The organism is Sulfobacillus thermosulfidooxidans (assembly GCF_001280565.1).
GTDB classification, from domain to species: Bacteria; Bacillota; Sulfobacillia; order Sulfobacillales; family Sulfobacillaceae; genus Sulfobacillus; species Sulfobacillus thermosulfidooxidans_A.
Genome location: NZ_LGRO01000001.1, coordinates 719,908 through 735,609, shown reverse-complemented (window position 1 = coordinate 735,609; position 15,702 = coordinate 719,908). Strand labels below are relative to the sequence as shown.

The following is a 15,702-nucleotide window of genomic DNA, read 5'->3' as shown; positions in this document are numbered from 1 at the left end:
GCCAATATTTATTGATTATGATACTTATCCGGAGCCAATAGCTGTTCACACGCTTGTTTTTTATCAGTGGCCTGTATGACTGCAGAAATCACCGCAACGCCGCTAATCCCGGTGCGCCAAACCTGATCAACGTTATTTTGATTTATACCGCCAATAGCTACCACAGGAGCCATCTCATTGGCGACTTGAGTCAATTGTTTCGTTTGGTCTACTCCTAAGGGTTTTCCAGCATCACTTTTGCTTAATGTTGCAAATACTGGTCCCAGTCCGAAGTAGTCAGGAGGACAATTTTTGGCCCCCAAAATCTCTTCCAAGGAACTGACAGATAATCCAACATGCATTAACGGTGCGAGTTTGCGCACAATTTTCACCGGCATATCATCTTGTCCGACATGAACACCATCGGCTTCTAAGGCTAAAGCAACATCAACACGATCATTAACAATAAATGTTAAACCAAATTGCTGGCAGAGTTTTTTTACAACCTGTCCGTAATCCAATAATTCTCGGGTTGTAGCCGACTTCCCCCGCAATTGAATGACGCTTGCTCCTCCCTGTGCCATTTGCTGAATGTTATACGGTAAGGATTCAAGCGACATTTGCAGAGGATCGATGAGCACATGTAACTGAAGATTCATAGACGATTCCCCGGAAAATGCCATAATGGACCATGTCCATGGCCCAAAGATGGAGCCTCTGAAATTGCTTGAGTCACATAGTTCTTAGCTTGGATTACGGACTGGGACACATCGTGACCTTGGGCAAGACCCGCAGCAATCGCACTAGATAATGTACAGCCGGTACCGTGAGTATTCACCGTATTTAGCCGGGGCGCTTCGAGCCATAATTCTTCATGCTCAGACAAGAGCAAGTCATTGGCAGGATATCCCTCGAGATGTCCTCCCTTAACGAGCACATAAGGAACACCATATTGGAGCAATGCCGTTCCAGCACTACGCATATCTTCAGGAGAACGAATCATCCGACCCGTTAACGCTTCCGCTTCAGGAAGATTTGGTGTAATAACGGTAGCAAGTGGGAGCAATTGTTCACGCATTTGATTTTCCGCCCCAGGACTTAACAACGATGTCCCTCCCTTGGCGCGCATGACGGGATCTAAAATGACCGGAATGTTTGGATAATGGCGCAATCGATCGACAACCGCATCAATTATTTCCGCAGAAAAGAGCATGCCAATTTTTATGGCGTCTACTCCTAAGTCGCGAATTACGACATCAATTTGTTGTGCGACAATGTCGGGATCAATCGCGACAATTCGATATACCCCCATCGTGTCTTGAACCGTCACCGCTGTAATCGCTGACATGCCATATACTGAAAAAGCGGAAAATGTTTTTAAATCGGCTTGAATACCGGCTCCTCCTCCGGAGTCCGATCCCGCAATAGTTAGAGCTCTGGCAACCATTAGACGTGACCTCCTTGAGCCAATCGGCCAAAGGCAGCCCAAAACGGATCAATCCGCGGGTGCTCCAACGGTATTCGTTTGCCCTGCTTTTCCCGCCACATGCCTTCTGAGGCATCACGCATTTCGCCAATGACCGATACGTCAATATGACGTGCTGCCAATGCAGCCATTACCTTATCAACTGCATGAGGTTTCACGGTTAACAGTAATGTGCCTTCACTAATCGAAATCAAGGGATCAATTCCTGTTAAATTGCAAATGGCTTGTGTCTCAGGCCGGACAATAATCTTATCGTCTTGCAAAACAACGCCGAGATTCGACGCTTCGGCAATTTCGTAGACTCCCCCTATCACCCCACATTCGGTAGCGTCATGCATGGCGGTCACACCTTCTGCACGAACCCCTTGTTCCGCTGCAATTCGAGCGTCTTCTACCACGGTCATTTGATCAAACAGCGCATCGGCTTGTTTCCAAATGTCCTCTCCAACCTGTTGTCGGATATAATCGGGAAAAGTTGCCGCAAAAAGACCGGTGGCTTCAATGGCTGCCCCTTTGGTGCACAATACCATATCGCCCTTTTCCGCCATACCGGTGGTTATATAACGCTCTTCCGGACCGATACTCATCACGGTAGCGCCTCCCACCATGGGATATGCGCAGCCTTCATAACGAGCTGTGTGTCCGGAGATAATGGCAATTCCCAGTTGTTGGCACGTACGAGCAAAGGCTGTCCACAGCTTCTCAAATTCGGCTGTGGTGATACTCAAAGGAAGATTCAAATCCACAGTCATTAATGAAGGCGGCAAGCCTGATGTAGCCGCGTCCGAGGCCAGAATATGGACGGCAAACCATGCAGCCCGTTCCCAGCCATAAGCGGGTACAATAAAGACTGGATCAGTTGTTGTCGCCATCACCGTGCCCGGGGCAACTCGGGTAATCGCAATGTCCACACCGGACTGTGGTCCGACAAGCACTTCAGGTCTTTTCTCGCCTAAATTCGGATAAACATAATCCCGAAATGCTTCCGGCGATATTTTTCCAATAATCGGCAGTTCTGAGCTTGGCAAAAACAGCCCTCCTTTAACGCGCGAAAAACAAGACATTCTTAATAACACCTCGAATGCCTTGTTCCTGTGTCATTAATAATATAGTGTTATCATATCACCAATTTCGTGGAACCTATTTTTGATTTTCCAAAGTCGAGTCATTCACTCAAAACAGGATAAGTCCCCAACCGTCTAAACCATTCCAAGTCAGACAGGCCACTTTCCCAAGCCTGATCGAGGCTTGGGGCATCTCCCACAACATCAATCCAAAAGCGGTATGCAAATGGTGCGCCAGGTCTTGGCCGCGATTCGACCTTCGAGAGATTTAGCCCAAATTTCTTATACCATAGCAAATAATTCACTAAAGCCCCTGGTTTATCTGGTAAATCAAACACCGCACTTGTCTTCATCCGATTCAATGGGGATGTGAGATGAATCGGTCGCTGACTCAATAGCCAAAATCGTGTACGGTTATCCGGATGATCCTGAATTCCTCGTCGTACAATATTGAGGCCATAAATTTCAGCAGCTCTGGGACTAGCAATTGCTCCAATATCTTCTCTCCGGGATTCTAACAATTCCTTGGCGCTGCCAGCAGTGTCTAACGCCACTTCTACTATAAGTCCATGCTCACGGCAAAACATTTGACTCTGCATTAAGGCTTGGGGATGAGAACGAACCTTTTTAATACGGGACAAATCGGAATGGCCATACGCCATTAATGCCAATTCAACGGGTTGAACCGCCTCAGCCCAAATGGACAGGGTTGAGGCGGTTAGTAAATCTAACACATCGTAGACAGGTCCACGGTAGGCATTTTCAATGGGCAATAACCCCACCGCATTGGGATTGTCTTGCAATGCCTGGAATGTCTCGGCAAACGTAGGAAACCCTTGAGGAATCGCATGGGGCCAATGCGACAGAATGGCCGCCTCACTAAAGGCGCCCGGAGACCCCTGATAATAAATGACTGTTCCGTCAATCATGCAGTCGCCACATCCGTGTCATATACCGGAACACCCGAAGACCGAGAATAGTCCCGAAAGGCGGTCAGCACTTTAGCCGTTATGGGGCCCACATGGCCCGTGCCAATGACACGTCCGTCACACATCACAGCCGGAATTACTTCCGCAGCCGTTCCAGTTAAGAAACATTCATCGGCCGTATATAAGTCATGCAATGTGATGTTTTCTTCCCGGCAAGTTATCCCCATCTCTCGCGCTAAAGCGATCACAACCTGGCGGGTTATTCCATTAAGAATTCCTGCATAGGTTGGGGGAGTAATCAAGACCCCTTGGCGAACAATAAAAATATTGTCGCCCGTTCCTTCCACCACGTAACCCTGGTGATTAAGCAGTACGACTTCGGGAAGTCCGCGCAAATTAGCCTCAATCTTGGCCAAAATATTATTTAAGTAATTTAAAGATTTTATGGAGGGATTTAAAACATCCGTAGCCGGACGCCTCGTCGATACCGCCGCTAATTCTAAGCCACGTTGATAAAGTTCCTCGGGATATAATTTAATGCGATCAGCGATAATAATGACGCTGGGCTGAGAACATTTCGTTGGATCCAAACCTAAATCCCCCGGACCGCGGGATACGACTAGACGAATATAGGCATCTGTCAGACCGTTCTCGCGAACGGTCTGACAGACAGCTTCTGCAAGTTCTTCGCGTGTATAGGGAATATCTAATAGGATACTTTTCGCGGAATCAAATAAACGGTCTAAGTGTTCTTCTAATTTAAATACACGGCCTTCGTAGGCCCGAATGCCTTCAAAGATGCCGTCCCCATAAAGAAACCCATGATCGAATACGGACACACGTGCTTCCGCGGCGGGTACCATGGCCCCGTTGAAGAAGATTTTTAGTTCACTCATTGTGCGCGCCTCCTGTATATGCATCTCTTGCGATATCCCATCTTAACCTTCTAGCACCATCGACAATGGTTGCCCAGCAGGGACCATGGGAAATACATGCTCATCTTTGGGGACCATTACTTCCAACAATACCGGGCCATTAATGGACTCCATAATGCGCAAAGCTTCGTCTAACGCCTCTTCAGAATTCACACTAAATCCATGAATACCGAAGGACTCAGCTAATCGGACAAAATCGGGATTCACCAAGTCCACACCAATACGGCGTTTGCCATGAAAAAGATCTTGCCATTGCCGTACCATACCGTGACCCTCATTGTTCAAAACAATCATCCAGATAGGAATGTTGTATTGAACGACGGTAGCTAACTCTTGGAGATTCATTTGGAAGCTCCCATCTCCAGCAATTAAAATGACGCGATTATTGCCTGCAGCAAATTGCGCACCCATAGCGGCTGGAAACCCATATCCCATGGTTCCCGCACCACCCGAGGTAAGAAACGTGCGAGGCTTTTCCCGGCGGAGAAAGAGCGCTCCCCACATTTGATGTTGTCCCACCTCGGTTACCACAATGTCATCGGGTCGTAAATGACGGTTGATGACCTGCATCACCGCGGGAGAGGCAATGGTGCCTTCGGGCGCCGGATTAATCCGTAACGGGTGAGACGCTTTCCACTGATTAATAGTATCCCACCATTCAGAATGCGTCGTATTCGGTACGATTTTCAGCATTTTCGGTAAAACGCGCCGTAAATCTCCATGAATAGCAACGTTGGGCCGAACCAACTTGCTTAATTCGGCGGCATCCACATCGACATGAATAATCCGTGCGTTAGGCGCAAACTCATCTAGTTTACCTGTGACCCGATCATCAAATCGCGCCCCTAGCGCAATAACTAAATCGGCATGTTGCATAGCATTGTTAGCATACCAGGTCCCATGCATGCCTAACATCCCCAATGCCTTGGGATGTGTACTAGGAAAGGCTCCGATGCCCATTAAGGTGTGTGCAACCGGGCAATCATAAGTTTCTGCAAATTGCATGACATAATCTTGCGTGCCACTAGAGACGACTCCTCCACCCACATACAGTAACGGCCGAGAAGCCGAACGCAAATAGGACTTCGCTCGTGCCCATGTAATCGGCTTTTCTTCCCATTCGATTTCAGATGCGTTGGTTGCAGGCAATCCCTTCCATTCCGGGCATTGCATGAATTGAATATTTTTCGGGAACTCGACAACAACTGGCCCCGGACGTCCGCTACGCGCCGTCTCCCATGCTTGCAGCAGAACATCGGCCACTTCTTGGGGTTCCGTAATACGCCAACTGTGTTTAACAACGGGCATCGTCATACTAAACAAGTCAGCTTCTTGAAAAGCATCAGTCCCGATTAACGTTGTCGGTACTTGCCCTAAAACCAGGACTATCGGCACGGAATCCGTCATAGCCGTGACCAGTCCGGTAATGACATTGGTGCCGCCAGGTCCAGAGGTTGCCAAAACGATAGCCGGTTTTCCTGTTACTCGTGCATAGCCGTCCGCTGCATGGATGGATGCCGCTTCATGGCGAGAAACCACAAATTCAATGGGATCATTTTGACGTGTCGCTAACGCGTCAACCAACGGCAAAATTGCACCACCAGGAACTCCAAACACAACCGTGGTACCTAATCGTGATAACACTTCCCAGGTTAATTCTGCTCCAGTCATGATATCTTCCTCCTTTGCCAAATGTGTTCAAGACGTTGTATGACCGAATCGGTAAATTCTTCGGTGCTGGCACTCCCTCCCAAGTCAGGCGTATGTGGTCCTTCCGCCAAGCTTTCAGCCACCGCTGATTCAATCAACTGTTGGGCTTCTGTCTCTGACCAACTCCACCCTACGAGATAGGCTAGGGATAACATTGCACCTGTCGGATTGGCGATACCTTTTCCCGCAATGTCCGGTGCCGAGCCGTGTACCGGCTCAAATAGCCCCCGTGTTCCAGGCGTGCCAGCCACGGATGACGAACCGAGAAGTCCTAATGAACCCACTAAGCCTCCCGCCAAGTCGCTAAGGATATCGCCAAACAAGTTTTCCGTCACGATGACTTGGTACCGGTCGGGGTTCAAAACTAAATCCATAGCGGCGGCATCAACATAACGGTGAACAACCGGCACATCGGGAAATTGCTTGGACAATTCATCAGTCACTTCACGCCATACCCGTGAGCTTTCTAAAACATTAGCCTTATCAACAGATGTTAAGGTCAGGTGATGGTCTCGTGCATACTCAAAAGCCAATTTGATAATGCGCCACATTTCCGAGCGCCGATATTGCAAGGTGTCAATCACTTCGAGATCGCCCGGCAAAAACCGGCGCCCTCGGGGCTCACCAAAATACAATCCTCCCGTGAGTTCCCGAAAAATGATGCCATCAACATGGGTCTTGCGTAATGGCGAAAGATGCTCTAACCCTTTAAAAATGTGATAGGGACGCAAATTTGCCCATAATCCCATGTATTGACGCATCGCGAGGAGACCAGCCTCAGGTCTTTTGGGGGCCTGATCCCATTTGGGTCCACCGACGGCTCCTAACAACACTGCGGAGGATTTGTCGATAGCCCGTTGCGTTTTTTCTGGAAATGGATCCCCATAAGCATCTATCGCAGATCCGCCAATATCGGCGCGTTCGATTTCAACAACCCATCCCCCAATTTCAGCCACCCTCTCGAGCACTTGTAATGCAGCGCCTGTCACTTCTGGTCCGATACCGTCTCCCGCCAAAACTAAAAGTTGGTGATTCGCCATAGTATCCTCCTAAATACGCTCTGTTTTTATGCCACGACATTTTGGGCCCGCTCAAAGAGATAAGCTAAGGCCTCATGAAGCGCCACAGCGGTGGCCTTCATCACATCACTATCTGCGGCTTGACCCCGGGTTTCGCAATCATATCCATGAATTTCGACACGTACTGAGGCGAGTCCCGCTTCTCCAGGTGAAATCGGTGCCAGATGATAAGAAGTTAATTGCACATGATCCAGCGACAAGGCACGAGAAAAAGCTTGAAAGAGAGCATGTACAGGCCCATCGCCACTCCCAGAGTCCTCTCGAATTTCTTGGCCAACGCGGACGGAAACATAGGCCACAGGTCGATTATGACTTCCTGTACTGACTTGCCAATGAACTAATTCCGTATGCCGTGATCGGCGAACTTGCCCGACTTCTTCTTGCCAGATTGCTTCCAAGTCCTGATCGTTAATATCATTCTTCAGTTCTCCTAACGCTTTCACGCGCTGCTGGATCTGGTCGATTTGGCTGGGAGTGGCATGAAGTCCTAATTCTTCTAAACGTTGACGCAACGCATGACGACCTGAATGCTTGCCTAACACAAGTTTGGTCATACCCCAACCGACGGCTTCAGGCGTTAAGATTTCATAAGTAGAACGATCTTTTAACATGCCATCTTGGTGAATACCGGATTCATGGCGAAAGGCGTTCTTGCCCACAATGGCTTTATTGGGCTGTACCGGCATTCCCGTTAACTGACTTACTAACTGACTTGCCCGGTAGATTTCTTGTGTCTTGATGTGATGTTGGACATGATATTGGTCCTGTCTCGCGGTTAACGTCATGACAACTTCTTCTAAAGAGGCATTCCCCGCCCTCTCACCAATTCCGTTAACCGCCACTTCTACCTGCCGACATCCTGCTTCAATTCCCGACAAGGAATTCGCAACGGCCAAGCCCAAATCATCGTGACAATGAACAGACAATGTAATGCGAGGATCAGCTATGGCCTTTCTGAGATGCGTGATGAGCTGAAAATATTCACGAGGGGTGGTATACCCTACGGTATCAGGGAAATTGAGTGTGGTCGCTCCCGCGTCCACTGCTAATTGCCCCGCTTGCACCAAAAATTCGACTTGGGACCGGGTGGCATCTTCGCATGAAAATTCCACGTCGTCCACATACATACGGGCAACCCGCACCATCTGGTCAATGCGTTCTAGCACCTGTTCGGGCGTCATCCGTAATTTCGCTTGCATATGAATCGGGGAGGTTGCAATAAAAACATGAATCCTGGCTTTATCTGCTTTTTCTAGTGCTCGTGCAGCTTGCTCGATGTCCTGACGGTTACACCGGGCCAATGCTGTAATGGTAGGGCCTTTAATATTTTCCGCAATCCGCGACACCGCTTCGAAATCGCCTGGAGAGGCTTGCGGAAAACCCGCCTCCAAATAATCCACGCCTAAACGCGCCAATTGTTCAGCAATCGCTAATTTTTCTTGGGTACTTAACGCCACACCAGGGGATTGTTCTCCATCTCGTAAGGTTGTATCAAATATCCTGACAGTATCTGTCATGGTTTGACCTCCTTTTGAACCCTATCCTCCTCTACTACTGACGGTTTCAACCACGACATCATCGAACGCAAGTCGCGTCCGACGGTTTCGATGGGATGTTCACGGGCATCTTGTCGCATCCGGTTGAACTCCGGGCGTCCTTTGGCATTTTCGGACATCCAACGTTCCGCAAAGGTTCCATCCTGAATGTCTTTCAGAACCTGAGCCATTTCTTGCTTCGTCTCCTGCGTTACAATCCGTGGTCCCACACTTAACCCGCCATATTCCGCCGTATCGGAAACCGAATACCACATGGCTCCCATGCCGCCTTCATAAATTAGATCAACAATCAATTTCAATTCATGTAGGGTTTCAAAATAGGCAATTTCGGGCTGATATCCCGCTTCTACTAATGTCTCAAATCCGGCTTGGATGAGTTGGGACACTCCGCCACACAACACCGTTTGTTCACCAAATAAATCTGTTTCAGTTTCCTCAGCAAAGGTGGTCTGAATCACTCCGGCGCGTGTAGCTCCAATGCCCTTCGCATAAGCCAGAGCGATATCAAGAGCGTGACCCGTCGCATCTTGTTCCACGGCCACGAGTGCCGGAGTTCCCTGCCCTTCAACATATAACCTTCGGACCAAATGTCCTGGCGCTTTGGGCGCAACCATAAAAACGTCAACATCATTAGGTGGAACAATTTGTTGAAACCGGATAGCAAATCCATGCGCAAAGGCTAAGGCCTTACCTGGTTTGAGTCCTGGTTTAATGCATTCCTCATATAAGGGCCCTTGTAAATGATCTGGCGTTAAAATCTGAATGACATCAGCGGCCTGGGCTGCATCTTTAACATCCATGGTTTGAAATCCTTGCTCATTCGCCCGGTCGCGGGATCGTCCCGGCCGAATTCCAATAATCACGTTCACACCAGACTCGCGTAAGTTTAATGCATGGGCATGGCCCTGACTCCCATATCCGATGACTGCAACGGTTTTACCGGTTAACCACCTCAGATCGGCGTTGTCGTCGTAATATAATTTTGCGTTCATGATTCCATCCTCCTCGAGTGTGGTAGACTGATTTTTTTGGCATTTTGTCACTAATCTTAAGTGTCAAACAACTTGGAAATAGTGCGAAAACATGGGCATGATTGTCTTCAATCCACTGTTCTATGGCATGCCTTGGCCCTGCGACTGTGTAATATCCCGCGTGGGAATCAATGGGTGTCGCGGATACTAAAGGAACATGCGCCGGCTTTTGTGTCGGCACTGCAGCAACAAGCACTGTATGGTAACTATTTTTAACAATAAAGGTGCGGGTCACATCTTGATGCCGGGTCATTTGCCGACGAATCCATTGCGCTCGTTCGTGCGTGCCTGCAATCCCGATCATAACAGTTAGTCGTGATGTGTCCCGGTCCTTTTTAATGGTCATTTGTTCAATATCTACGTTCCGTTGTCCAAGCATTAACAGCAACCGTTGAATTGCGCCTGGCTTATCTTGCAATTCCACACCGATAAATGGATTCATAAGTGCAAACCCCCTTACATCTCAAATAAAAAATCCCTTTCGCCGTGACGGCTGAAAGGGACGCGGTTGCGTGGTACCACCCTTACTTCTCCTCTTCGTTCAAAGAGGACTCGTGCGACTGATAACGGAATTCATCCGGCTTCGTCTACCTCCGGTCAGTGCCGGTCTCGGGAAGCATGCTCAGGGGTGAGACAATAATCCGGCCAAAGCCCGAGCTTCCACCGTCCTCGGTTCGCTGTCAGTGGTTAACGGATTATAATTCCCCGTCATAGCAGAAACTTTTCTCTGGGTAACACAAAAAGACCCAGAGCAAGTTCAACTACTGCCGAACCTGCCACGGGTCTTTTATCCCCATGGTGTAGCTCCTAAAAGGAGCCTGTACCGCTTGGTCCTTCCCACTACTATGGGCGGATCCCTAGGTACACTCCGACGAAAAATGTTATACAAGCACTATACCATTCGTGATAAAAATAACAAGTGCTAAATGCCGAATTTTACATAATTTTTTTCGACTAAATTCGTCAACCTTGCACTGTTATTTCTCTATCATTGTTATGATGTCAATTCAAAACATAGTACATTATCAAATACTCTTCCGAAACATTTCGATGGCTTGTTCTACGTCTTGCACGTGTCCATGCTCAAGACCATGTAAAATCGTGTGTAAGAACTTCACTTGTCGGTAAAACCATCTATGGCCTTCCGAATCGATTTGATGAGCATAAGCAGCCAATTCATCTTTTTCCCACTGGGCAGGAATGCCTGCTAAATCGTATGCAGGATCTCCCACAGTCATGTCACCAAAATCGATAATGCCTTTGATTAATCCATTCTCCGCAATGATATGTTCTGGGGTCAGATCTCCATGAATCAGGGATACCGGCCATGAAAGTTGGGAGATATCATAAAGAAATTGTTCAAAATAATGGCTAGTGCGCCGCTGTTCTTTAATACTGAGCAAAGGATAAATTTTTTCTTGGGTATCCCGGTATAAAAGGTCAAAGCGCTTTGCCCATCGATGGCGATGATGATTGATAACCATTTTTTGAGGCAGATATGTATGCTGATGCAATGTGCGCAAAAACTGTGCCAATTGTTGAATTACCTGATTCGTGGGTTTGGTTCGCCGCAGATCCTTCCCTGAAATGAATGGATAAACTCCTAAAGCCCCGGATGTTTTGATGTAATGAGGAATGTCTAATGGAAGTGATAGGGTATGGAGTTTTGCCATTTCATACTGTAAATGCGTTTGGGACCACGGATTCTTGGGAACTCTAATGACCATCTCTGAGGACGTAAGGTAAATTCTGTAATCCCATCCTTCGCTGAATAACGTAATCTGACCACTGATTTGTGGATACATTTGTGTCAGATATTGTTCCACCAATAATTTCGTTTGCAATCCCCATATTTTGGACTCCACGCCAAAAACCCCCTCGAGATCTTTCTCTCCAGAATCATATGCATTCATTGATTTCTTGGCCATACAGTCCTATTATGACAATATGAACACGCATTCAGTTGGTACGGAATTAAATATTGAGCATGTTCTGACAGAACGATACGAACAATGTCATGCAGGTTATCCTTCGTGTTTTTATCAATACGATGTCAAATGGCCTGGGTCGGATCTAACCACTCCTTTGGATGCGGTTAAGGATGGTTGGTATATCCGCACCAATGATGGAGACGAATTTCTGGGCCTCGGCATTGCCAAACAATGGGACTTTTCAAGTCTTTCGGCTTTACAGTCATTTGATCGTGAGAGATTGAGCCTCATCGAAATGGGCTTGCGGCCCAACACACTCATAGCCGGAGGATGGTCTTTTAGTTCATCTCGGGTTCACGATGACTTATGGGATGCCTTTAGCTTTTCTCATTGGACAGTGCCAGCTCTTTTTATCCAAAAAACTGCAAATGGCGTTTTTGCACAGCTTACGCTGTTTATTGATCGCAATCAATCATTGAACGAAATTCTTGATTATTATGCAAGAATTTTTGACAGCGTTACGCACCCAATTTCTACGCAGTCCCTTAAACCAATCAGGTCTCAGTCTTATCCCTCAGCCCAAGAATGGATAAAACGCGTTGAGGATGCCATTACGACCTTAAAGTCGGGCCATCTATCCAAATTAGTTTTAGCTAGGCGTGTGGACACCACTTTTGCCACATCCCCCAATGTGGGGAATATTCTAAAACGATTACAATATCACAACCCTTCCACTACAATTTTTGCCATAAAATCACAAGGACATACGTTTTTAGGGGCGACTCCTGAACGTTTAATTGCTGTGCACAATCATCATCTGCGCACTATGGCGTTGGCGGGTACGGTACCGCGCGGTAAAACAACCGAAGATGATCGGGCTCAAATCGCTTTATTGTTATCCAGTGAGAAAGATCAGCGGGAACACGCAACAGTTGTCACACGCATTACCGATACCCTGAGCCCGTATGCTGATTTAACAATGCCAAAACGACCACAAGTTCTCACGCTGTCTAATGTCCACCATTTGTGGACCCCTATCGAGGGCCAATTGCGAGAAGACGCCAGCCTATTATCCTTGGCGACTCTTCTCCATCCTACCCCAGCAGTAGGCGGTGAGCCACGGGAAGCGGCTATCGAATGGCTGCAAAAATATGAAGGATTAAACCGAGGTTGGTATGCCGGCGGTGTCGGCTTGATGGATTTGCAGGGAAATGGAAGCATTTGGGTTGCTCTGCGTTCCGCCTTAATTCGAGATCGCACAGCGCATTGTTACGCGGGATGTGGCATAATGCAAGACTCGATTGCTGAACGCGAACTGGCTGAATCGGAATGGAAATTGCAAGCTATGTTAAACGCTTTAGGGGTGAACGACTAATGTCTCAAATTCATGACGTGACCCAATATTTATCGTCTTTTGTCAATGCTCTTTTTGCTAGCGGAGTTACCGACGCGGTTATCTGCCCGGGTTCTCGATCAACACCCCTAGCTTTGGCTCTTCAGCGACAGGGGAACATCACTCCCTATGTTTTAATGGACGAACGATCGGCGGCTTTTTTTGCTTTAGGCATGGCCAAAGTCAGTGGCAAAGCCGTGGTTCTAGTGTCCACGTCAGGAACAGCAGCCGCCAATTTTATGCCAGCGGTTGTTGAGGCCTATTGGTCACATATTCCCCTAATCATATTAACCGCCGATCGTCCTCCTGAACTACGTGATTCAGGTGCTAGCCAAACCATCGACCAGGTACGCCTATATGGCAGCCATGTGAAATGGTTTCAAGACATGCCCATTACTAATGGTGACGCGGCCCTCGACCGTTTTGCAGCTATTACGGCAGAACGGGCTGTCTATTATGCCTTAACCCAGCCTCGCGGACCCGTTCATCTTAACTTTCCGTTTCGAGAACCGTTACTGATTGAAAATACCGTTAGCCAATCCACTATTATGCCGACACCGCGAGTGATTCCCAGTATTGGATCACCTCATCCGGTCTTCATTCAGGATGTGGTCCAGTCTCTGGTATCTTATCGCCAAGGACTTATTTTGGTGGGAGCTGGATTGATGCGTCCTGCTTTGGAACAGATCTTGCGATTGTCTGAAAAGCTAAAGTGGCCAATTTTTGCTGATCCATTATCCAATATCCGGGGCCTAGATCCACACATCATCGGCACTTATGATGCTTTTTTGCGAAATCGCACCGACTTACCAATTATTGACTGTGTCATCCGATTAGGAGCACCAATGACCTCGAAGGCATTAAATCTCTATATCGAAAACAGCCACGTAATTATTGTGGACGGCGAAAATAGTTACAGAGAACCCCAATTACAGCCCGGCCAAGTTATTGAGGGCGATCTGAACGAGGTTCTTATGGCCCTTAATCGACAACTGGAATCGATACCGCTCTCATCCGATTCACGCTGGTACACATTTTGGATGCAAAAACATCACGAGATGTTGACCCGTATTGAAAACACAATGCGAACCCTGTCTGAAAGTGCGGAGCCATTTCTGTACTATCATCTAAATCAGTGGCTCACTCCTCTGGCTCCGGTAGACGTTTTTGTCAGTAATAGTATGCCTGTACGTGATCTTGATACATTTACCCAAAATCCTGATGAATCCATACAATTCTGGGCAAATCGGGGAGCCAATGGCATTGATGGCATTATATCCACCACTATGGGGATTGCAGCCATAAAATCACAAGCCGTCTTGATAACTGGAGATTTAGCATTTTATCACGATATGAATGGCTTATTTGCAGCCAAAAAATATCATTTGGACGTCTTGATCATTGTGATAAATAATGATGGAGGCGGGATTTTTTCTTTCCTTCCTCAAAGCCGTCTCAATCATGAGGAATTTGAAACTTTATTTGGCACTCCCCATGGTCTAACATTCGAGCATGCAGCACTTTTATATGGAGCTCACTACCGTCTTGCCAAGACCCGTGATCAACTTCAAAGGACCTTCTCGGAATTAGTATCCCTTAAGGGTTTGCGCATTTTAGAATGGCAAACCGCTGGTCGGCCAGAGAATGTGGTCATGCATTATGAATTCTGGAAAGATTAAGAGCCATATTCCAGATAACTTCAGATAAGAAACGCTGGCAAAAAGGCAAGAGAAGCAAAAGATCCCGAAGAAGGTTAGAAAAATGGTAAACCAAACGTCGCAAACGCTAGTGATAAATCATAACCGTGTCTACCATATTTCTATGGCAGGAAATCCGGCCTTACCTGTCCTCTTATTATTACATGGTTTTACCGGAAGTCATGCATCCTGGGATGATCTGCTCCCCGATCTAACACAGATGTTCAGGGTTGTCATGCCCGATTTGCCCGGCCATGGCCAAAGTTTCTATTCCTCAGATCCTCATGATATGTCTCTTCACATAACAGCGGGCGATCTCCAAAAGATTTTGGAGCGATTAGGAATTACCAAGGCGGGTGTGTTAGGTTATTCAATGGGAGGACGACTTGCCTTACATCTCCCACTATACGCTCCAAACCTGGTCGATTTTCTTGTCGTAGAAAGTGCTACAGCTGGCATTGATAATCTTTCTGAGCGGATCCTTCGCAAACAACAAGATGAGCAATTGGCTTCATACATTGAAACCCGAGGCCTTGATTGGTTTGTACCCTATTGGAGCCACATTCCCTTATTTGCCAGTCAAAAGACATTACCGATTGCGGTCTTAGACCACCAAGAAGAAATTCGGTTTGGTCAGGATCCTTATGGGTTGGCTCAAAGCCTAAGGGCCGCAGGGACTGGCCATCAAGCATCCTTATGGCCGATTTTGCCCTATTACCGAGCTCCCACACTCATTGTGACAGGCCAAAAGGATGAAAAATACCAGAGTATTGGTCAAAAACTTCATCATACAATGCCAAACAGTCAATGGGTGAATATCGCCCATGCTGGGCACACCGTTCACTTAGAACAACCCGAATCTTTTTTGTCGGCAATTAAACATTTTTACTTAACAACTTTATCGAGGTGATT

14 protein-coding genes are annotated in these 15,702 nt (G+C 47.4%); 3 read left to right on the top strand and 11 right to left on the bottom strand.

The window, feature by feature from the left end; all coding sequences use genetic code 11:
- Positions 1-8: 8 nt before the first annotated feature.
- The 11 genes from thiE to AOA63_RS03870 all read right to left on the bottom strand — a co-directional run bounded on the left by thiE (position 9) and on the right by AOA63_RS03870 (position 11,634).
- The gene (thiE, locus tag AOA63_RS03920) at positions 9-638 is read right to left on the bottom strand and encodes a thiamine phosphate synthase (RefSeq protein ID WP_053958497.1); all 630 of its coding nucleotides are present in this window, start codon (positions 636-638) and stop codon (positions 9-11) included.
- A complete protein-coding gene (thiD, locus tag AOA63_RS03915) occupies positions 635-1,426 on the bottom strand; it encodes a bifunctional hydroxymethylpyrimidine kinase/phosphomethylpyrimidine kinase (RefSeq protein WP_053958496.1) in 792 nt (263 codons plus the stop codon). The genes thiE and thiD overlap by 4 nt, the downstream gene beginning before the upstream one ends.
- Entirely contained in the window at positions 1,426-2,493 is a 1,068-nt protein-coding gene (locus AOA63_RS03910) for an AIR synthase family protein (protein ID WP_197648377.1), read from the bottom strand. Before AOA63_RS03910 ends, thiD begins: the two co-directional genes overlap by 1 nt.
- A 137-nt stretch (positions 2,494-2,630) precedes the next feature.
- The gene (locus tag AOA63_RS03905; RefSeq protein WP_242848268.1) at positions 2,631-3,458 is read right to left on the bottom strand and encodes a prephenate dehydratase; all 828 of its coding nucleotides are present in this window, start codon (positions 3,456-3,458) and stop codon (positions 2,631-2,633) included.
- Entirely contained in the window at positions 3,455-4,354 is a 900-nt protein-coding gene (gene ilvE / locus AOA63_RS03900; RefSeq protein WP_053958494.1) for a branched-chain-amino-acid transaminase, read from the bottom strand. Before ilvE ends, AOA63_RS03905 begins: the two co-directional genes overlap by 4 nt.
- Before the next feature lie 42 nt (positions 4,355-4,396).
- Positions 4,397-6,064 (bottom strand): biosynthetic-type acetolactate synthase large subunit, encoded by a 1,668-nt coding sequence (ilvB, locus tag AOA63_RS03895; RefSeq protein ID WP_053958493.1) that lies wholly within the window; start codon positions 6,062-6,064, stop codon positions 4,397-4,399.
- On the bottom strand, positions 6,061-7,143 hold the full coding sequence (leuB, locus tag AOA63_RS03890) for a 3-isopropylmalate dehydrogenase (protein WP_053958492.1): 1,083 nt from the start codon (positions 7,141-7,143) through the stop codon (positions 6,061-6,063). Before leuB ends, ilvB begins: the two co-directional genes overlap by 4 nt.
- Before the next feature lie 26 nt (positions 7,144-7,169).
- Positions 7,170-8,699, bottom strand: coding sequence for a 2-isopropylmalate synthase (locus AOA63_RS03885; protein WP_053958491.1), 1,530 nt, complete (start codon positions 8,697-8,699; stop codon positions 7,170-7,172).
- Positions 8,696-9,730: a ketol-acid reductoisomerase gene (ilvC, locus tag AOA63_RS03880; RefSeq protein ID WP_053958490.1), complete on the bottom strand. Its 1,035-nt coding sequence runs from the start codon at positions 9,728-9,730 to the stop codon at positions 8,696-8,698. Before ilvC ends, AOA63_RS03885 begins: the two co-directional genes overlap by 4 nt.
- The gene (locus AOA63_RS03875) at positions 9,675-10,211 is read right to left on the bottom strand and encodes a hypothetical protein (RefSeq protein ID WP_053958489.1); all 537 of its coding nucleotides are present in this window, start codon (positions 10,209-10,211) and stop codon (positions 9,675-9,677) included. Before AOA63_RS03875 ends, ilvC begins: the two co-directional genes overlap by 56 nt.
- Before the next feature lie 583 nt (positions 10,212-10,794).
- Positions 10,795-11,634, bottom strand: coding sequence for a phosphotransferase family protein (locus tag AOA63_RS03870; RefSeq protein ID WP_053958488.1), 840 nt, complete (start codon positions 11,632-11,634; stop codon positions 10,795-10,797).
- Between the two features lie 82 nt (positions 11,635-11,716).
- On the opposite strand from AOA63_RS03870, the gene AOA63_RS03865 reads away from it, so the two are divergent.
- The 3 genes from AOA63_RS03865 (at position 11,717) to menH (ending at position 15,700) form a co-directional block, all read left to right on the top strand.
- Positions 11,717-13,075, top strand: a complete 1,359-nt coding sequence (locus AOA63_RS03865) for an isochorismate synthase (RefSeq protein WP_053958487.1) — start codon at positions 11,717-11,719, stop codon at positions 13,073-13,075.
- Complete coding sequence (gene menD, locus AOA63_RS03860) at positions 13,075-14,772, top strand: 2-succinyl-5-enolpyruvyl-6-hydroxy-3-cyclohexene-1-carboxylic-acid synthase (protein ID WP_053958486.1); 1,698 nt, start codon at positions 13,075-13,077, stop codon at positions 14,770-14,772. The genes AOA63_RS03865 and menD overlap by 1 nt, the downstream gene beginning before the upstream one ends.
- An 82-nt stretch (positions 14,773-14,854) precedes the next feature.
- The gene (gene menH, locus AOA63_RS03855) at positions 14,855-15,700 is read left to right on the top strand and encodes a 2-succinyl-6-hydroxy-2,4-cyclohexadiene-1-carboxylate synthase (RefSeq protein WP_053958485.1); all 846 of its coding nucleotides are present in this window, start codon (positions 14,855-14,857) and stop codon (positions 15,698-15,700) included.
- Positions 15,701-15,702 lie beyond the last annotated feature (2 nt).

Bases quoted from the DNA above. Each gene is read 5' to 3' on its own strand.
- thiE (WP_053958497.1), bottom strand. From the start codon at position 638: ATGAATCTTCAGTTACATGTGCTCATCGATCCTCTGCAAATGTCGCTT.
- thiD (WP_053958496.1), bottom strand. From the start codon at position 1,426: ATGGTTGCCAGAGCTCTAACTATTGCGGGATCGGACTCCGGAGGAGGA.
- AOA63_RS03905 (WP_242848268.1), bottom strand. From the start codon at position 3,458: ATGATTGACGGAACAGTCATTTATTATCAGGGGTCTCCGGGCGCCTTT.
- ilvE (WP_053958494.1), bottom strand. From the start codon at position 4,354: ATGAGTGAACTAAAAATCTTCTTCAACGGGGCCATGGTACCCGCCGCG.
- ilvB (WP_053958493.1), bottom strand. From the start codon at position 6,064: ATGACTGGAGCAGAATTAACCTGGGAAGTGTTATCACGATTAGGTACC.
- leuB (WP_053958492.1), bottom strand. From the start codon at position 7,143: ATGGCGAATCACCAACTTTTAGTTTTGGCGGGAGACGGTATCGGACCA.
- AOA63_RS03885 (WP_053958491.1), bottom strand. From the start codon at position 8,699: ATGACAGATACTGTCAGGATATTTGATACAACCTTACGAGATGGAGAA.
- ilvC (WP_053958490.1), bottom strand. From the start codon at position 9,730: ATGAACGCAAAATTATATTACGACGACAACGCCGATCTGAGGTGGTTA.
- AOA63_RS03875 (WP_053958489.1), bottom strand. From the start codon at position 10,211: ATGAATCCATTTATCGGTGTGGAATTGCAAGATAAGCCAGGCGCAATT.
- AOA63_RS03865 (WP_053958487.1), top strand. From the start codon at position 11,717: ATGAACACGCATTCAGTTGGTACGGAATTAAATATTGAGCATGTTCTG.
- menD (WP_053958486.1), top strand. From the start codon at position 13,075: ATGTCTCAAATTCATGACGTGACCCAATATTTATCGTCTTTTGTCAAT.
- menH (WP_053958485.1), top strand. From the start codon at position 14,855: ATGGTAAACCAAACGTCGCAAACGCTAGTGATAAATCATAACCGTGTC.